General features: G+C 55.4%; 11 protein-coding genes. 2 read left to right on the top strand and 9 right to left on the bottom strand.

The window, feature by feature from the left end:
- Positions 1–20: 20 nt before the first annotated feature.
- Positions 21–878 (bottom strand): carbon-nitrogen hydrolase family protein, encoded by an 858-nt coding sequence (locus GYMC10_RS00615; RefSeq protein ID WP_012818374.1) that lies wholly within the window; start codon positions 876–878, stop codon positions 21–23.
- 336 nt (positions 879–1214) lie between these two features.
- Between GYMC10_RS00615 and GYMC10_RS00610 the strand changes: the two genes are divergently transcribed.
- Positions 1215–1739 (top strand): phosphatase PAP2 family protein, encoded by a 525-nt coding sequence (locus GYMC10_RS00610; RefSeq protein ID WP_012818373.1) that lies wholly within the window; start codon positions 1215–1217, stop codon positions 1737–1739.
- Between the two features lie 214 nt (positions 1740–1953).
- A complete protein-coding gene (locus GYMC10_RS00605) occupies positions 1954–4029 on the top strand; it encodes a serine hydrolase domain-containing protein (protein ID WP_012818372.1) in 2076 nt (691 codons plus the stop codon).
- 129 nt (positions 4030–4158) lie between these two features.
- Here the strand turns inward: GYMC10_RS00605 and GYMC10_RS00600 are convergent, their stop codons facing one another.
- The 8 genes from GYMC10_RS00600 to GYMC10_RS00565 form a co-directional block, all read right to left on the bottom strand.
- Positions 4159–6615 carry a glycosyl hydrolase family 95 catalytic domain-containing protein gene (locus GYMC10_RS00600; RefSeq protein ID WP_012818371.1) on the bottom strand — a complete coding sequence of 819 codons (2457 nt, stop codon included), beginning with the start codon at positions 6613–6615 and terminating at the stop codon, positions 4159–4161.
- A 50-nt stretch (positions 6616–6665) separates the two neighbouring features.
- The gene (locus GYMC10_RS00595) at positions 6666–7811 is read right to left on the bottom strand and encodes a glycoside hydrolase family 105 protein (protein WP_012818370.1); all 1146 of its coding nucleotides are present in this window, start codon (positions 7809–7811) and stop codon (positions 6666–6668) included.
- A 25-nt stretch (positions 7812–7836) separates the two neighbouring features.
- A complete protein-coding gene (locus GYMC10_RS00590) occupies positions 7837–8982 on the bottom strand; it encodes an oligogalacturonate lyase family protein (RefSeq protein ID WP_012818369.1) in 1146 nt (381 codons plus the stop codon).
- A 43-nt stretch (positions 8983–9025) separates the two neighbouring features.
- Positions 9026–11104 (bottom strand): hypothetical protein, encoded by a 2079-nt coding sequence (locus GYMC10_RS00585; protein WP_012818368.1) that lies wholly within the window; start codon positions 11102–11104, stop codon positions 9026–9028.
- A gap of 22 nt (positions 11105–11126) precedes the next feature.
- The gene (locus tag GYMC10_RS00580) at positions 11127–13400 is read right to left on the bottom strand and encodes a helix-turn-helix domain-containing protein (RefSeq protein WP_012818367.1); all 2274 of its coding nucleotides are present in this window, start codon (positions 13398–13400) and stop codon (positions 11127–11129) included.
- Between the two features lie 69 nt (positions 13401–13469).
- Positions 13470–15665: a glycoside hydrolase family 105 protein gene (locus GYMC10_RS00575; protein ID WP_261979506.1), complete on the bottom strand. Its 2196-nt coding sequence runs from the start codon at positions 15663–15665 to the stop codon at positions 13470–13472.
- Positions 15646–16947 (bottom strand): Gfo/Idh/MocA family protein, encoded by a 1302-nt coding sequence (locus tag GYMC10_RS00570; protein ID WP_012818365.1) that lies wholly within the window; start codon positions 16945–16947, stop codon positions 15646–15648. The genes GYMC10_RS00575 and GYMC10_RS00570 overlap by 20 nt, the downstream gene beginning before the upstream one ends.
- 7 nt (positions 16948–16954) lie before the next feature.
- Entirely contained in the window at positions 16955–18496 is a 1542-nt protein-coding gene (locus GYMC10_RS00565) for an extracellular solute-binding protein (protein ID WP_012818364.1), read from the bottom strand.
- Positions 18497–18567 lie beyond the last annotated feature (71 nt).

The raw sequence follows: 18567 nt of genomic DNA, 5'->3' as shown, positions 1-18567 counted from the left end.
TCAAACCATGATAAAAAGACTTACTCCCAATCCGGATACAAATCCGTACGCCGGTCACGCCATGTCGTGACGGAGCCCTTCTCGCGCACTTGATATAATAAATCCAGATCGAGATCGGCGGTAATGATCATGTCGTTGTTCAGCTCTCCCTCGGCCAGCAGGCCCTTCGGCGGGAACGGAATATCGTTCGGCGTAATGATGGCAGCCTGCCCGAAGTTGGCACGCATCAGATCCACGGTAGGCAGCGATCCAACCGTGCCGGTCAGCACCACATAGATTTGATTCTCGATGGCGCGGGCATGGCTGGTATAACGCACGCGGTGGAATCCGTGACGATCATCGGTGCAGGACGGACAGAAAATGACGTCGGCCCCTTTGGCCTTGGCCATGCGCACGATCTCGGGAAATTCGATGTCATAGCAGGTGAGCATCGCGATGGTGCCTTTTTCGGTCTCGAATACTTCGAGCCCTTCGCCGGCCCCCATGTTCCAGCCGGTTATCTCCGAAGGCGTAATATGAATCTTCGCCTGTTCCGCAATGCGGCTGTCCGGATAGAACAGATGCGCCACATTGTACAGCTTCCCTTCCCGGCGAATGACGTGGGTCCCGCCAATGATATGCATGTTATATTGCTTCGCAAAGCCCTGGAACAGCTCGCGGTAACGGTCTGTGAAATCCGGAAGGTCATTGATCGTTAACGCCTGGCCCTTATCGTCCCCGATGGACATCAGCTGCGTCGTGAAAAATTCCGGAAACAGCACAAAATCGGCTTCGAACTCCTCCGCCGTTCGGATATAGTGCTCCGATTGACGGGCAAAATCGTCAAAGGATTGAATCGTGTGCAGATGATATTGCACGGCAGAAACGCGAAATTTCATGCTTCTCCTCCTTATGCATGGTTAGATGCTTTCATTATATAGGATTCCGGGCTTAGAGAACATGGGAACATCAAGTCGCCGTCAATGGGAAACCATAATCTTAAGCGCGTCCCATATGGTATACGGTTATCATCGAAAGTACCTATGCCAAAGAAAACTCGAATTATGAAAAAATACTCGCCATTCATACCCACGCTTAACAATTCTCCTGTATACTGTCGTATGTAAGCCTCTTGTCTACACGATCAATTCCGGCCCTTACAAATATACACTCGAGCCCGTTTTGACTTAGGGCTATCAGCTTGCCAAACTATAATGTGAGGTGTTCTGTTCACAATGATTACTCGTTCGATGGATTGGCTTCAGCAACATGACCACCTTATCTTCCGCTGGTTAAACCGCAAGATCAGCAACAAAATGGTGGATTCGATGCTCGCGCTGGTCACCCATATGGGGGGTGCTATCTTTACCATTGTGCTGACACTTTCGATAGCGTTTTTTGCACCGGAGCCGTGGGATACGATGGGATGGCAGAGCTTTATCGCACTGTCCCTCAGCTTCCTGATTACGGCTCTCATCAAAAAGAAACTGCGGCGCATCCGGCCATATCAGGCATTGGAAAAAGTGAGGTTTGAAAAGAAACCGATGAAGGACCATTCGTTTCCTTCCGGGCACTCGACGGCCATATTTTCCATCATCACACCGTTTCTGTTCGTAACGCCTTGGCTGTCATTGATCTTGATCCTGCTGGCGCTTACGGTCAGCCTGTCACGGGTTTATCTCGGCTTTCATTATCCTTCGGATTGTCTGGCCGGCTGTTTCGTCGGCACCGCTTCGGCACTACTGATCGTTCTTAGTTAAATAACCAGGCATCCTCACGCAGTTCTCGCAACTGATGATGGGGGCCTGGTTTTTTTGCCCTTCTCATCTGTAGATATCTCACCTAACAACAATTAAACGCCCTTCCTGTATATGCTCCTATCATAAACCCTAAAAAACATGAAAAAAAATTCGAACCATTCCAGCTGGTAAATCGTACTAACTTATACATTCATAATAAGGAGGTATTTGTTCATTGAAGAAAAGATTATCACGAATGCTGGTAGCCCTGCTCGCGGTTACGATGATCCTTCCAGCCGGAGCCATGGCAGCAGATAACAGCCAGACTGCCGCTGCAGGAGGGGGTCTTGAGAAGATCGCCGCAGAGAAAGCCAAGCTGCTCACCGAGACGTATGGAACGACAAGCGTCCAATATGCCCTGATCGACAACGGCAAGATTACCGTTTCCGGGCAAGCGGGCGTCAATGATATCGAAGGAAAGATTCCGTTGACCGAAGATACGATGTATGGGATCGGCTCCACGAGCAAAGTGTTCACTGCCGCCGCGGTCATGAAATTGGTGGATGACGGGAAGATCAACCTGGATGCGCCTCTCGTTCAGTACATACCCGAATTCACGATGAAAGACGAACGCTACAAAAAAATCACGCCGCGCATGCTGCTTAACCATTCCTCCGGCCTGCAGGGCTCAAGCCTGAACAACGCGTTCTTGTTCGAAGATAATGACCCGCATGCACATGACACGCTGCTGAAGCAGTTGTCCACTCAAAACCTCAAAGCAGATCCGGGTGCATTTTCCGTGTATTGCAATGACGGATTCACGCTGGCCGAGATTCTCGTGGAAAAAGTGAGCGGCAAGGATTTTACCGCATTCATTCATGAACATTTTACCGAGCCGTTAAACATGGACCACACCAAGACATCCCAAGACACATTGGATTTAAACCAAATGGCGGGCCTCTATTATCCGGCTCATCAAGGACAGCTGCCTAACGAGACCATCAATGTCATCGGAACCGGCGGCATCTACTCCACGGCCGAAGACCTGGTGCAGTTTGCGCAGATCTTCACCGGGGAAGCCGAGGGAATCCTCTCAGCTGCGTCTGTGAAAGCCATGGAGCAGGAAGAGTATAAAAAAGGCCTGTGGCCAGAAGATGCCGATAATTCGTTCGATTATGGACTTGGCTGGGACAGCGTGAGACTGTTCCCGTTTAACCAATATGACATGAAAGCCGTGACTAAAGGCGGCGACACCATTCTATACCACGCTTCGCTCGTTGTGCTTCCGGAGCAGAACATGGCAGCTGCCGTATTATCTTCCGGCGGTTCGAGTTCAACCAACCAATTGCTGGCAAACGAAATTTTGCTGCATACGCTCAAGGAAAAAGGCACCATCAAGGAGTTCAAGCCGGAAAAATCGTTTGGCAAACCGGTCCAAGCGGATATGCCTGACAATATGGCGGAATTTGCCGGTTACTATGGCGTGACGAATCAGCAGATGAAAGTCGACATCAAGGACGGCGAACTGTCCATTACCGTACCGATGGTGCCGGACTATCCTGCCGAGAAATATGTATACACCGCGGACGGAACGTTTGTCAGCGCGGATGGCAGCATTAAGGTCAGCTTCGTTAAGGAAAAGAATGATCGCATCTACCTATGGGTAAGACAATATGTTTCGATTCCTGGACTGGGACAGATGGCCTTGTCGCAATATTCGGCCGAAAAAATGGAAGCGAACCCGCTGTCCAAGGAAACCGCTGCCGCATGGGCGAAGCGGGAAGGCGAAACGTTCTATCCATTGAACGAGAAATTCACATCGCTAATGTACTTCATTACGAAACCGACGGTAGAAATTAACAGCAAGAGCGGTCTGGAAGGATATCTGATCGACAAGAAGATAATCGATCCGGATACTGCAGTAAGCCAGCATCAGGTACCGGCGATCGGCAGCCGGGATACGTCCGAATTCCGCTTCTATAAGGAAAAAGGCGTAGAGTATCTCGAGGGCGCTGGATCCCTGTTTATCAGCGGCAAGCATGTGAAGCCATTGTATAAAGGGAAAAAATCCACCGTTACCCTGCAAGCCGACGGCTATGCCAAGTGGTATACCGTACCTGAAGCAGCCGCAGGCAAAACCATGACGGTAACCCTGCCGGCAGAAGGCGCATTCGCCGTATATGACGAGAAGGGCACGGTCGTCAACTACACCGTGGTCAGCGGCTCCAACGAAGTTAAGCTCCCGGCTAACGGAGCTGTCGTATTCGCCGGTGCCCCTGGCTCTGCATTCGGCATCACCCTGCAGCCGTAATGAAGGTGGGCGGCGGGATTACATGATTCCATGTCAATCCAAGATAACCTAAAAATAGAAGCACCTCAACCAACGGCTCATGCCCATGGTTGAGGTGCTTTTTTGCAATGAAATGGTCTTTGGCCAATTTCAGTTTCGAGGTCCGCTTACGTCTACTTCGACTTGCGGGCTGCAATCGATCAACAGCTGTGTCCCCGGGCGCAGACGGACCGAATAAAAAAGGGGCCCTAGCGTTGAGGGCTGGACGGAGGCTCCCTGGCCGGACATGGAACATTCCCCTGCCCAAGGCGGTAGGGAAACGAGGATGTCCGTCTCCCGTTCAGCCTCAAGCTTGGCGTGGAACATACCGGCATCCCGGTTCCATTCCACGATGATCCGACCGGTATGGTATCTCCAGCCTGAGAGTCGGCCACTACGCCAGCGCTCCGGTAACGCTGGCAGGAGTTTCACCATATCCGGCGACACCTGCAGCAGCATCTCCTGTACGGCATTCACCCATCCCATGTTTGCATCGAGCTGTATCGGCGCTGCCGGCATATCCATGCATATCCCCATCCCCCTCCAATCATTATGGAGGGTAAACAGATTCGGCAGCAGACATGATTGCGCCAGTGTATCAAGACACTCCAGCGCACGTTCACCTTCCCCCAGCCGCGCGTAAATGGAAGCCATATGGGCAAGTGACCAACCGCTTTGGGCTCCGAGTCGGCGGAGACGCACCGCCTTCTCAAAAGCGACGTACAGCTCTGGTGCTGACTCCCGAGTCACTTCATCACCCGGGAACAAGGGATAGATATGGGAGAGATGACGGTGATCGTATCGGTCCTCAAACGCGGGATCCAGCCATTCCGCAAGGGCTCCGTCCCCGTTCGTCCGGTAAGGCGGAATGCGTTCCAGCATTCGCATCCACCGTTCTTCCTCCGAACCTGGGCCGCCGACTAGCCGATTCGCTTGGATCAGATGGGTAAGCAGTTCCTTCATAATTGCAATATCCATCGTGGCATTGACGGTTGTCGGCATCGGGTGAGCCAGCTGCCTTCCGTCCTCCGGCATGAAATTGAGCGGCGTGTTCTCCGGCGAAACCGAAGGATACAGACGGTAGGTGCCATCCTCACCAACGACTGCGAAGTCCTCGTAGAATTGAAGGGCTTCACGCATGAACGGCAGCGCCTCCTCCCGCAAAAACCGAATATCGCCCGTATACAAAAAATGCTCATAATAATGCCGGGCCAGCCACCCGGCCGCTCCCGTCCAGTTTAGAATGACGGGTACGATTTGATTCGGCGTTCCAATCCCTGGCGTAGTCCCAGCCGGGATGTAGATTCCGCGACAACCATACAACTTGCGGGCATTGCCGCGGAAGTCGTCCATTAGGCTGCCGTAGTAGCGGAACAGAGGGGGCACTAGTTCTCCCAAGCCTCCGACATGCGCGTGCCAATACATCATTTGGATATTCTCATTCGCCATATGGTGGCACCAGACAAGCCGGTAGTCTCCGCCCCATAGGCCATACAGTCCGAACGGCCCCGATTCGGCTGCCGTCCCGCTAATAAACAAATACCTTCCATAAGCCCACATTTTACGGACAAGCGAATCGGGTGCCTTGCCCTCGTAGGCCTCCAGCAGCAGCTCCTCGTTCGAACGCACGTCGTCCCCGCTGGCAACGTTCAGCTCCAGGGATGCGGAATGGAACAAAGGACCATGAAGCTCGGCGTGGCGCTTGAGAAGCAGGTCATATTCGCAATGTTCAGGGAAGGCACTGAGCTCGCGCTCAAGCTGCTCCCATTCCTGTTCACGCTTGCCACGGATAAAAACTTTCACCAGTGCCAGCGCCCGTCGGGCCTTAACAAACCTCAACATCGTTCCTTCCTTGGTTGACTGTAAACTTCCGTCTTCACAAATAAGCCGCAGCACTGCCCCGAAATCCGTACCGTCATCATTGCGGCCGGCGTACCGGATAAACGTCCCTTTCGCCGAAGTGACCACGGATCCAGCCAGTTCCTTGAATTCCGGCGTATCCCCCCATCGGTCGCTTGGGTAGAGCACCAGTCCAATCTCTCCCGAAATACAGTGACTCGTCCCGGTTTGAACCTCGAGATCCCTACCGATCCCTTTCCTGCCCTCAGGGTTTACTTCTTGGTTAGCACATCCCTCGGAGCCAATCTCGTAAACGATGGCCCTATCTGCACGGGAGACGAACAGCCGCCTTACGTATCGGATCGAACCGTCCGTCCAGCCTACCGAAACCTCACCGGTCTCCATATTAAGGGTTCTTCGGTAATGGCGGAACGCCCGTTTGCAGGGCATGAACAGTTTAATCGCCGCAAGCGGGAAGCGGGAGGCCAGCCTCGTCCCGTATCCCCGCACCCGTAAAGCGTTCGCCAAGTTCCAGCTGCCCTCCGCATAGTGTCCTTCATCCATCAGCCTGCGCGTTTCGGCGAGCGTCATGCTCACGTCCGGCAGCGGATCCTTCCGGCCCCAATGCCACAACCCCTCATGATTCAGCAGCACCGTCTCTTCCTGCACGCCCCCGAATACCGAGGCCCCGACAATTCCATTGCCTGAGGGTAACCCCTCACGCCACATATTACGCCACCAAGATGCGGGATACCTCATAGTCAACAGGTTCTCTCGACTCATCCCCGATGCCCGACCTCGTCCCCCGCCTGCAGCCTCTCCACTTCGATGCTGGCCAGCAGGAGCGGAGCGACGCCCATGAGCGAGTCACTGACTACCTTTTCACTCAAATAATACTCGTATGATCCGTCACGGTATTTGCGTCCGCCCAATCCGGCGCCATGGCAAATGCCGTGAAGGTGCAGTCCTTCCGCATCGGCGGTGAGAAAACGTTCCTTGATCCCGTCATAGGCGCGTTCGACCACCCCGATGTCGATCTCGGCCAAATAATGAAGCCGAATGCCTTTGGCCAAGGCATAGGTCAACATGCAGGAGCCCGAAGCCTCCAAATAATTGCCCTGCCGTCCGTTGCAGTCCATCACCTGATACCACAGCCCGCTGTCTTGATCCTGAGCGCGTACGAGTGCATTAGCCATTCGTTCGAAAATGCCCATCAGTTGGCCGCGCTGCGGATGCCTAACGGGGAAATGCTCCAGTGAGTCCACGAGCGCCATCGCATACCAGCCCATGGCCCGCCCCCATACATGGCGCGAGCGGCCCGTTTCCTTGTCGCACCAGCGCTGCTCCCGGCTCTCATCATAAGCATGATGCAGCAGGCCCGTCTGCGGATTCCTCGTGCGCCGCTCGATGAGCAGCAGCTGACGGGCCGCTTCGTCAAACCATTCCGGCGCATCAAACGTTTCTGCATACTCCGCCATAAACGGTGACGACATATAGAGGCCGTCCAGCCACATCTGAAACGGATAGATTTTCTTATGCCAAAATCCGCCTTCGTCTGTCCGCGGCTGTCCAACCAGCTGAGATGCCAGCAGCTCGGCAGCCCTGCGGTATTTCTCTTCTCCTGTCATGCGCCACAAGGGTAGCAGATTCTTGCCTTTATTGATGTGATCGAGATTATAGTCCTCGAGTGTATAGCCTGCTATCGTCCCGTCTTCTTGTATGAAGACGTCCATATGCCGCTTGACTGCTTCATTGTAGCGCTCCTCACCCGTCCATTCGGCCAGGCGGCCCAGTGCACTCAAAGCCATGCCGGCCACGTAGCCCCATTTGTTGGCGATATTCGGATGGTACCCGTCCACGCAAGCGGACAAGATCGTCTCTGCCACCCGGACCGGTATTCGTTCCATGACTGTAACTTCAGCCACCGTAGACCACTCCCTCTCCTTCGCTTTAGACCGACTGCAGCGGCAGCGAATCGAAATCTTCCGGCATGTCGACCAGGTACAAATTGCCATAACCATTTTTATCGCTTGTGAACAAGAGTCGTTTACCGTCTGGATCAAAACGCGGATGCGCGTGCACCTTCTGGGAATGAAAACTGCATCGGAGCTCGCACAGCATCCTCGGCCCTTGGTAAACTCCTTGAGCGTCTTTACGCCATACGGAGAGGGTTTTGACCGCCCCTTTGCCGTCGACAACGGCCTGACCGAGGCCGTCCGCATACGCATGCCACGTATCAAACCCGAAATCCGTCTCTTCCATGGCCGTATTGTCATACCGGATGCTTCCGAAGAAATTGGTTCCATCCGTACGGAAGCCATGGTAACCGATGGTAACGCCGTCAGGATAAAAAAACTCATGGCCGACCTTTTCTCCGGGTTCAAGGCGTTGGCGAATTCTCCAGACCTCTCCGTTCCGAAGATCCAGTCCCCATATCCGGTGATCGACCAAATGCCACGGCCCTTCGTGGCAAAAGGTGATCAACCATGGTTCGACGGGTGACGCATTAATATGGGTTATAAAGCGATGGGCGTCGTATAGGGTTTCCGGCTGCGTCTGCCCTTCCGAATCGATCCGCACGATCCGGCTGTGAGGAGCAGCCTCCATCAACTCCCGGTGGCCGACATAGCCATTGCCGAGATCTAGCTGCATACGATGGGATAGATCCTCCTGTATGCAGGTGACGACCGAACGGCCATCGGCAGGACAGCTCAGGTTGCCGATGTTGTACCCCTCCGGGGCTTCGTAGACAAGCTCTTCCTCCAATGTCACCAGATCAAGGCGGCGTACGCTTCGACCCGTTTTGACGAAGGCGGCCCGGCCATCCGGTAACAGACAGGCATCCACAAAATCATTGTCGGGGTAATCCGTCAGCTGGAGCATTTCGCCGCTGTTGACATCCATGCTGTACAAGTTCGAACTGTTTTCCCTATCCGATACGAACAACAGCCGCTTGCTGCCGTCATACCATCCGTTCTCCGTAAAATATAGATGATGACTATGAGCCTTATAGTCGGTCAGCTGCACCACTTCGACTCCGGTCAACCGGTCGCGATACTGCTTACGTTCCGGCTTCCACACCGTTCCCTTGGCCATATTCAGCCCTCCTGTCCGCAAGTTGTACAAGCCGAAGCCGAAGCTAAAGCCACGGCTTCAGCCCCTCCCACTGCACCGTCCAGCCGCTTGCCGGAAATCCCGGACAGTGCAGATCTTCTTCTCCTTCCCAGCCGCAGGCCATCATGGCCACCGCCGTAAGCAGTCCGCCGTTACCCGGCAAATAAGCGGTCAGACCCGGTCGCTGATAGTTATGCCCGTTCGGCAAATACGTGTTTTTCATTTCGTCCATTAACAGAAAATCGACAGCCAGATCTTGTTCGCCGAGCCGAGCAGCGGTCATGGCGCACACGGGAAAATCCCATCCCCAGGCCGATTCCCACTTCCAACCGTCCTTGACCTTCCACAATGTACGCCGCATCGTTTCCCGGTCGACAAGCTTGCCGGGAAGCACGCCTAATGCGCAGAGCATGGACGGATGGTCATGGTTCTTCTCCGTAAACGTATCCGGCGCCAACTCATGCGCCAGGTAAACGCCGTCCAGCCGGGGCGGCGCCGCCAGATGACTCGCCACCTCAACCCAGCGCGGATTCGGCTGGACACCCAATCGATCAGCCCACTTTATAGCGATATCAAGGCCAAATTTCCAATACTCCAGCTCATAAGGCGGGTTCGCGCTTGCGTTCATCGGATGGCATTCTTGAGCCGGAATGAGCGGCGGTCCGAGATCGAAGGCATCTCTTGACTCATTCCAGTGGGCATAGGAAACCATAAAGTCAGCCGATTCAAAGACGATGTCACGGAACCGGCGCAGCGTTTCTTGTGCCGGGTCGGCCTTGTAGCACAGCTCCGCCATGGCGATCGGGTGCGGCTGCTGCCAGATCAAGCCCGGGGCGACCAGTGAGGGGCACGGAACGCCGTCGAAACCGACCATTTTAGGCCAGCGCGCTCCCTCATATCCCTGAGATAGCGCCAGTTCGCGGGCGATCGGCAGTATGCCGTTGTACCAGTCCATGCTTCTCCGCAATATGGGAGCCCGGCCCCACAGCGCGAAATGGGCGGCATGCCACCAATGCATCTCCAAATGCGATTTGCCAAACCAGCTGTTGTACATAAGACCGGTCTCCTGGGGCGGCATCGAGCCCCCGCTGTGAATAGCGCATAACCATTGCGACAAGACGATGCGGCGCTCCAGCTCAAAGGCTCGCGGATCGGAGCTGCCTGCGAAGCTGACTGCACCCCCGCTCTGCCAAAACGATTCCCAATGCCGGATGCTTGCCGAAACGATAGCTTCAAAGTCAGCCGCACCAGGCGACCCAGCCGCAAAGCCGACGGAAAACGTCAGCTCCTCCGGTGATTCATCCGGGGATTCTTCTGGAGACTCGCCAGGATACAGCGTAAATTCGTGTGTTTCCGTCTGCTCCAGCCGGCCAATATTCCAATGCCAGCGGACCGCATAACGCTCCTCATCCAGCGTCCGCTCCATCAAGGCCGTTCCTTTCTCCTGCCGAACGAGAACGGTATCATGTCGATGATCGCTTTCCCAATCGGGAAACACCGATTTTGCCCAAGCCGAATGCGTCATATCCGGTGCGGGGAAGCGGATGAATACCTGAAGCCGCCCTTCCCGGATAAGGGGCGAGATCACCCGCACGCCCAAAATATCAGCTTCGGGGTGGCACGCCGTCGTAACTTCGACCGGCACGCCGCGAATTTCGAACTTGCTCGTTAGAATGCCCGCCCACAGATCGAGCTTTTGACGGAATTGGCCTGCATCGCTGTAACCGAGCTCTTCTCCCGCTTCGTCCAGAAATCGGAACGACAGCCGGCCTAGCTGAAGACGGTGGGGATTTTGTCGCAGCCATTGGTAAGCTTCCGGCTTATCCCCCGGCTTCATCGGATAGCCGACCTGCCGGCCGTGGGTCTCGAACATCTGCAACGCTGCATCCTTCGCGGAGAACCTGCCGCGCCCCCCCGTAAAATGCCAGCCCCAGTTCGACTGGGTGCCAAGCGGCACCTCATATTGTTCAGGAAATGTCTGCAGCCCGGTAATATCGGCGGTAAACGCGAATTCCCCGTTGCCTACCGACAGTGGCGAAAGCGGATCCAGCCTGTCGAATTCAGGATTATGCCGCCAAACAATCTGCTCTCTCTCCATCTCCATAGCTCCTCCCTTCCCGGCCCCTTCATTCAAACAAGGCGTCTATCCGGGTTCTCATCATATCCCGGTATTTGCCCGGGGTGATATCCTTGAATTTGCGGAAGCTGCGAATGAAGCTGTTTTCATGCTGGTAGCCCACCATTTGGGCGATATCGGATATTTTTCGGTCGGTTTTGACCAGCAGCTCGCTAGCCCGCTCCATCCGCAGCCGGGTTAAGTAGTTATAGATCGTTTCGTTTGTCTCCTGCTTGAACAGCTGGCTGGCCAAGCTGCTGCTGATGCCGGTCGATTCCGCAATTTCCGGAATGCCGATCGGATCGGCGAGGTGCTGCTCCATGAATTCGATCATCCGCTGGCACATCAAGAAATCCTTGCTGCCGATTAAACGGCGGTAGCGGTCGGCCAAGACCGAAATCAGGCCGGAAAGCTCAGCCTCGATATCTTCAATGTACAGCGTGCCCAGCCGACCGGCCGGGTCTCCCTCGGGACCGTCGCCCTCTGGGCATATTCCTTTAAGACGTTCCAGCAGCCCCTGAAGCAAGGCAAGCGCCTCCGAAGGATACCAGTAACGGCTGCGGATATCGCCAATAATACGCCCCAGGAGCTCTATAGCCCGCTCCCCATCACCGGTCTCCACAGCAGTCATCAGCTCCCGTACGCCATCTTCCTGCGGCTGCATATCCGTCACTTCGTGACTGGATACATCCTGAAACGGCACGAGCTGACCGTACCCTTTATATAAACGGTAGGTTAACGCGTTCTCCGCTTCCAGCATGGCCTGCTTTAACCGGACAACCTCACTCTGCGGCATGCTCACGCCGGCGGATACACTGAATTTCAGCAAACGGGACACCGTTTCGATCGCCTCGGCCAGCGGAGGCCGAGTTTCGCCGCTCCGCGGTTGAAACAGGATAGCCATCCGGTCCGCTCCGAAATCGGCGCAGGCGACCCTCCATTCGGGCTCATGCAGCTCTGCCATGATATTGGCCAGGGCAAACTTCAGCAGCGAGTGGTCACTGGCCGGAAACCTGCGCGACCACGAATCGTAGCGGTCGATCGACAGCACCGCTACCGTGACGGGCGCATCCGTCCATTCCGAAAAATACCGTCTCCACTTCTCGCGGATTTCGCGTCTGCCGCTCATATGACCCGAGTGAATGTCATACAGAAACTTGGAAGCCGCATCGGATATCGTCTCGCGGATCAGCTGAGATAGATGCGCATGATTGCTGAGCAGTTCGCCGGCCAGCTTTTCCAGATCGATGCGGTCCGGGCTGGTTGCCTTCCCGTTGTAGGCGCTGAACAGCTGCTTAAGCCTGCGCACCGGGCGGAAGGCCGCGGAGTTTACATACAGAATGGTCAGCACGCCGAGCGCAAGTGCCGCCACCGATACATACAGCACCGTGTCTCGCACCTTTTTGGACTGTGCAAGCAAACTATCTTGGGAGACGATGGATACGTATTTCCATCCGGTCAGCGGCGATTCGATCTGATTGACCAGCAGCTTTCGTCCCTCATGGAAAAAATCGCCGAAGTGGTCTTCCTTCAGCTCGTGCAGCGCCTGTCTCACCGCTTCCGGTTGGAATTCCGAATTCGAAACCGAATAAAGAATGTTATTATGCTGGTCCACGATGTACCGCATGCTGTCCAACTGGGACAGCGACGGCGGATTCAATTTCGCGAACAGTTCAGCATCCAGCAAATTGACCGCCACGACGCCTCTTAGTCGGCCCTGGATCATGATTTTGCGGAACAGCGTCAGCTCCGATCCTTTATTGCCCGCCCCCTCGGGGACATGCCTTTTGCGGATCATCATCGTGTCGTCTCCGAATTCGTCTGCGATACCGGTCCACTCGGAATCCACGAATGTGAGCTTGCTCGAGCTGTATCCCTGCGGAAGCGAAATAAAGCTTCCCCGCTCGACATCGTATACGTATATGCTGTTAATGTATTTTGAATTGCTGATCCAGGTTGAGAGCAGTCGGTACAATGTCGATATATTGGACACCGAGTTCTGATTCTCGCTCGTCAGAAAATCGTAGATATAGTCATTCACCGCGACTTGGACCGCAATCTTGTCGCTCTCCCGGATCAAATCGTCGATATATTTCATACTGATCTGCAGCATTTGGTGCTGCGGCTCGCTGAGCTCTTCCTGAAGCACCGATTTGGAGGTGTAATATGATGTCAGGCTGACGGCCAAAATGATCATAAAAACGGAAACGGTCAAAATGAGCACCAGCCGCGCTTGCGTATGGGCCAGCGTGTATTTCAGCCACTTGCCGATCGATAGGAACATATCAACCCCCGCTTTACTACCAGAATGGTTCCATTATAGCTCACGTTCCGCTCCTGCCGTCACGCAAATTTAAGCGTTTACAATTGGGCTGGCCCGCATCAGTCCGAGCAGCTCGACTCCGGCCAACAGCACGATGCCGATTCCGTGCGTATCATTCAAGTTCCACGATAAATCGTGCTTGTAGTAAGCATGCGAGGTCGACCAGCTGCTGCCCTTGCACACGCCATACACATTTCCCCGGCGGTCGATGGCCCTGCTGGTTAAACCTTCCCACCCCGCAGCGGCGGATTGAAAGTACGGATCCGGGTCCTCCAGCCAGCCGTGGCGAATCCCCCGTGCCATGCCGAAAATAAACATTGCGGTACACGAGGCTTCCTCATAGGATTCAGGGTCTGTCAGCACTTGGTGCCATAACCCGTTGACTCCCTGCACACGAAGGTACCCTTCCGCCAGCACGCGATAAAAAAGAAGCAGTTCCTCATAGTCGGGATGGCCAAACGGAAGCACGGCAAGCAGCTCTGACAGCGAGAAAAACACCCATCCGTTGCCTCGTCCCCATACCGTCCGGGAAGGCTGCCCATGACGCACATCGTATACATGCGACATCAGCTGCAGGTCGGGCAGGTATAGGTAGGACTTATACAGCAGAAGCTGGCGTGCTGCCTCGTCCAGATAGCGGGAATCGCCGGACAGCTCGGCGTATCGGCACAGGAACGGCACGCTCATATACATATCGTCGCACCACATCGTAAGGTGCATGCTCGGGGAAACCCCGACTTCGCGATAAAGCGCCCCATCCTCAAGACGTGATTGCTCATCCATGATGTACCGGGCGATGTCGTCCGCCGCCTTGTGCACCCCTTTCAAGGATCGAATTCGGTCTGCAAGAATGGCTAGCGCGCCGAACGATCCGCAATCGTCCAGACTGTCGATGTCGGACAGCTGATTGTTCAGCCCTGCCGCGCCGAATTCCTCCCGGTCCCATAAGGAATATTCGTAATGCCCCGCTGCAAACTCGACATGGCGGAGCACATATTCCTGGATGTCCGGGCGATTCAGCAGCCTACCCGACTCCAGCAAGCCGTACATCGTGACACCAAGCGGATAATTCCAGCGGCCGAAAAGCTCGTTCTCCAAAAACGGCCTCACACAGGCTCCCGGTTCGCTTCCTGTCCAGAACAGCGTCTGTCCGCCGTCAACAGCAACCGTATCCAGCCCGAAATAGTCGGACAGCTCAAGTTCTGCTTCCGCACGGATCGGACCCAGATAAAGCCACTCGCCGGTTAGGCCGTGCACCCTGCGCGGCGCGGTCAGCACCCCTTCAGGCGAGGCTTCGCTGACTTCGAACCCCCAGCCCTCTTGAACGCATTCGCTGCGTGCGGTAAGCTCCCCGCGGCCCGGAGGCACATCGATGGCGATACTGAACGCGCCTGCCTCCCGGCTGGCGTAAACTTCCCTGCCGTTCCAGTCAAACCGGACCGGACCATAAGAGGTTCCCGACAAGGTCACCTTCTTGGCCGTTAAGGTCCGGTTGACCACGGCAGTCCAGGCGTAAGCGGCATACCCCGGCTTCCGCCCGTACATTCTCAACATTGGGCCGCCATCTACTTCCCCACCGTGCTTTGCTAGCACGGGCAGCCACTGTGCACCCGTCCATGATTCACTTTCCATTGAATCGGGGATGCAGGCAAGCGCCCCGTCCAGCGGCACCGTCACAATCCATCCTTCCTCGCCCTCCCGCTCCATAGATGGAGCCAGAAAGTGAAACGGCTTGTTCTTGCGGTTGCTTGTGCCAAATACCGCTCCGCATCCGTTTGGGCTCCGGCGGAATTCCAAGACGAAGTGATTCCATCCCTTTGTAAGCTGAATCCCAAGCTTCAGAGGCAATTCGCCTGCTGTCGCTTCTTCCCCTAGCGCCGAACCGAACCGCTTTCGGCCGTTATGGTACAGCCGAACGTGCCCCGTCCATTCCATCAGAAAGGGGAAGCTCTGCGGCTCGGCAACCCACAGCTTCGTCCAGGCATAGACCACCTGGCTCCCCGTCATTTCGGGGAACATATCCGCGATGGGGAGTTGATAGCAGTGGTCGGCCCGTTTACGGATCGGACTCTTGCGCGTCACCCGGTAAACCGGGGCATGAGGCGGATTGTCACCGACATAACGCTGGGCAATGACCGTAAGCGCATGCTCGATGTTACTGCCCTCTGTTTGAGAAGCCAGGCTTTCCGCCGGGTCAAAGTATCCTTTATCGTTCAATAGGCTCACTCTCCTTCCACCCACCCAGAACATCCGCTATCGCCACCGGACGATGTTCCTTCACGGAACGCCACACGGCTTCCCCCGTTGCCACGGAATAGGCGCCATCCACAGCCCCCGACAAAATCGGGAACGGCCTTTCCCGGTTCTCACCGAGAAACAGGTCGTTCAGCAGAAGCGGGTCGCCTCCTCCATGGCCGCCTTCCCGATGGACGACATGGATGGTTTCCTTGGAGCCGAACAACGGGAAGTAGTCGATCGTCTGGAGCGGTGTCGGAAAAGGGGTTCGGGACGGTGCATGATATTCGATCGTCTCCAGCCGGCCTTTCGTACCGTTGATCGCCAAGCGATACCCTTCGTACGGCAGCGAAAAGTTGACGGAATAACTGAGCAGTGCGCCTCCGCTGTATTTGACGGTGGCCGCATACGTATCCTCTATATCGATCTCATCATCAAAAATACACCGGTCCGGGCGGTAGCCTGTATAAGGAAATTGCGATCCCCCGCTGTCAAGCTGGCCGAGATGATCGTCCTGCACATGACGTGTGTTCCAGCGCGAATGATAGGCGCAGCGGCTGGCTGAGAGGCAGGTTCCGCAATGGCGACCGTCTTCTTTGCCCGGATTCAGCTCCCCTTGGGCACCGTAATAATGGAGCGCCCCGTAGGCGAAGGCCTCGACCGGCTTTTGCCCGATCCACCAGTTCACGAGGTCGAAATGATGCGTGCTCTTATGGATGGAGAGGCCTCCTGACATTTCGCGCCGGCGGTTCCACCGTTTGAAGTAGCTGGAGCCGTGATACGTGTCCAAATACCAGTTGAGATCGACGGATGTAATCCGGCCGAGCTTGCCCTCCCACACCATTTCCTTGATTTTGGCGTGAATCGGGGCATAACGGTAATTAAACGTGACCGTCACCGAGCCTTTGCTCACCCGCTCCGCATCCAACACTCGCCGTGCGTCCTCGCCCGTCGTGACCATCGGCTTTTCCGTGATGACATCCAGATCCCGTTCAAGCGCGGCAACAATATAACGCGCATGCGTATCGTCGCGCCCCGCCACGATGACCACATCCGGCCGAGTCTCGCCAATCATCTTCCCGAATTCCTCTTCACCGTAAGTTCCGACGGCGGTATGCTCCGGGAAGCGGGAGCGGTACAGCTCGAAGCGGGCCGGATCGCAGTCCAATATGGCAACCAGGTTGCAGCGCCGTGCATGCGTCGTCAGAATCGGTTTGGCGAACATGCCGAGCGCACGACCGCTCACACCGCATATGGCATATTTCTTTTTCACTGTATGATCACATCCTTGAGTACCATTCCTCTACCCTCTTCGTCACTTCGTCTCCCCCTGCCTTATGCCAGCGGTCGACGAATTCATCGAACTTTTCCAGCGGCCATTCACCAATGACTATCTTGGTTACATACTCCTGAAACAGCTTATGCGATTGAATGTCCGGGAAGCCTTCATACACGGTACTCGGAAGTCCATCCCCGGCGATCCGCTTCGCGTCGGCGGTACTCACCTCGAATATATCCTTCACCATCTGCTGCATGTCTTCCGGGATCGTCTCCTGAATCCGGATGTCCATGTCCTCCTCTGTCGTCAGGTTGCGCATGCCGAGCGCCAATGGGCGGCTGTCTTCGGCTGGAAGCAGCACTTTTTTGCCGTCGACAACTTCATGCTGCTGTCCTTCGATGCCAAAGCGGATAAATTCGTCATTCGACCGATCATAGAAGAAATCGAGCAGCTTCAAGGCGGCAGGCGCTTTATCCTGTGCCTTTACCGGAATGATCCACTCGGGTTCGCCCATGCTCTTCTGCGTGACAAAGCCCTCAAACCCATCGGCCTTTGGAAGCGGCATGCCAACGATATAAGCATCCGGTGCTTTTTGCTGCATGGCCGTGAACCGATCGCGCAGGTTGGCGGGAAGGTGGTACCAGCTACCGACCAGATTGTTATTGATTTTAGCTGTCCACACATCGCCTTTGTTCAGAAACGTCTCGTTGTCCAGCAGCCTCTCGTCATATAGCTCACGGGCAAACGCAATGGCAGCCTTCATATTGTCCGTTACGCCGGCATACTGGATTTTTCCGTCATAGACGTCCCATTCCGGGTTCCCCTCCCACATCGCGACGCCGAACATGGCGAACAAATGGTCCATCCATTTGCCGAATTCGCGGCCCGTTGTAGGCAGTTCGTCCTTCAGGCCGTTCCCGTTCGGGTCTTCGTTAAGGAAGGCGCGCAGCACCTCCTTGTATTCCTCCGTTGTCTTCGGCATGGACATCCCCACCTTGTCAAGCCAATCCTGACGGATCAGCGGCGCTCTTTCCGGCACCAGGAACACTTTTGGCACATAATAGATTTTGCCGTCCGGCGAAGCGGATCGAACGACATCCCATGCTTCCTGCGGGATATTGTTCCAGACGTTCGGGGCATACTGGGGCAGCAATTCATCCAGTGCCAGCGCTCCTCCTTGGCGAATAAGGGTCTGCTCGATCCCGCCGATCGGACGAAGAATATCGGGCAAGTCGTCGGATGCAATCATCAGATTGAGATATTCGGTCGGCTCCGATCCCGGCGGGGTCGTCACCAGCTGATATTCCACGCCGGTCCGCTCCGCCACATACTGGACATGCGGATTATCTGCGCCCGGAATCGTGCCGACGCCCATGTGGCTTTTGAACACCTTTACCTGTGTAAGTTCTTGATTTCCCTCCCCGCTCTGGCCCGCTTGCGATTCGCCGTCACCCTTGCCGCCGCAGCCAAACAGCATGACTGCCGCAAGTGTCGCCGTGAGCGCCGGTTTCCATGCCCCTTTCTGGAAAAACCATTTCGACATGAGTAAATCCTCCCCTTTTTCGGATTGGTAGTTATATCAAACCGGCCGCAAGGCCGATTTCATATCGCATG

Source organism: Paenibacillus sp. Y412MC10 (assembly GCF_000024685.1).
GTDB lineage: Bacteria > Bacillota > Bacilli > Paenibacillales > Paenibacillaceae > Paenibacillus_AQ > Paenibacillus_AQ lautus_A.
Note: the sequence above shows the minus strand (reverse complement) of the source record. Positions and strands in the feature narration are given on the sequence as shown.

Bases quoted from the DNA above. Each gene is read 5' to 3' on its own strand.
- GYMC10_RS00590 (WP_012818369.1), bottom strand. From the start codon at position 8,982: ATGGCCAAGGGAACGGTGTGGAAGCCGGAACGTAAGCAGTATCGCGAC.
- GYMC10_RS00610 (WP_012818373.1), top strand. From the start codon at position 1,215: ATGATTACTCGTTCGATGGATTGGCTTCAGCAACATGACCACCTTATC.
- GYMC10_RS00585 (WP_012818368.1), bottom strand. From the start codon at position 11,104: ATGGAGATGGAGAGAGAGCAGATTGTTTGGCGGCATAATCCTGAATTC.
- GYMC10_RS00615 (WP_012818374.1), bottom strand. From the start codon at position 878: ATGAAATTTCGCGTTTCTGCCGTGCAATATCATCTGCACACGATTCAA.
- GYMC10_RS00565 (WP_012818364.1), bottom strand. From the start codon at position 18,496: ATGTCGAAATGGTTTTTCCAGAAAGGGGCATGGAAACCGGCGCTCACG.
- GYMC10_RS00600 (WP_012818371.1), bottom strand. From the start codon at position 6,615: ATGTGGCGTGAGGGGTTACCCTCAGGCAATGGAATTGTCGGGGCCTCG.
- GYMC10_RS00580 (WP_012818367.1), bottom strand. From the start codon at position 13,400: ATGTTCCTATCGATCGGCAAGTGGCTGAAATACACGCTGGCCCATACG.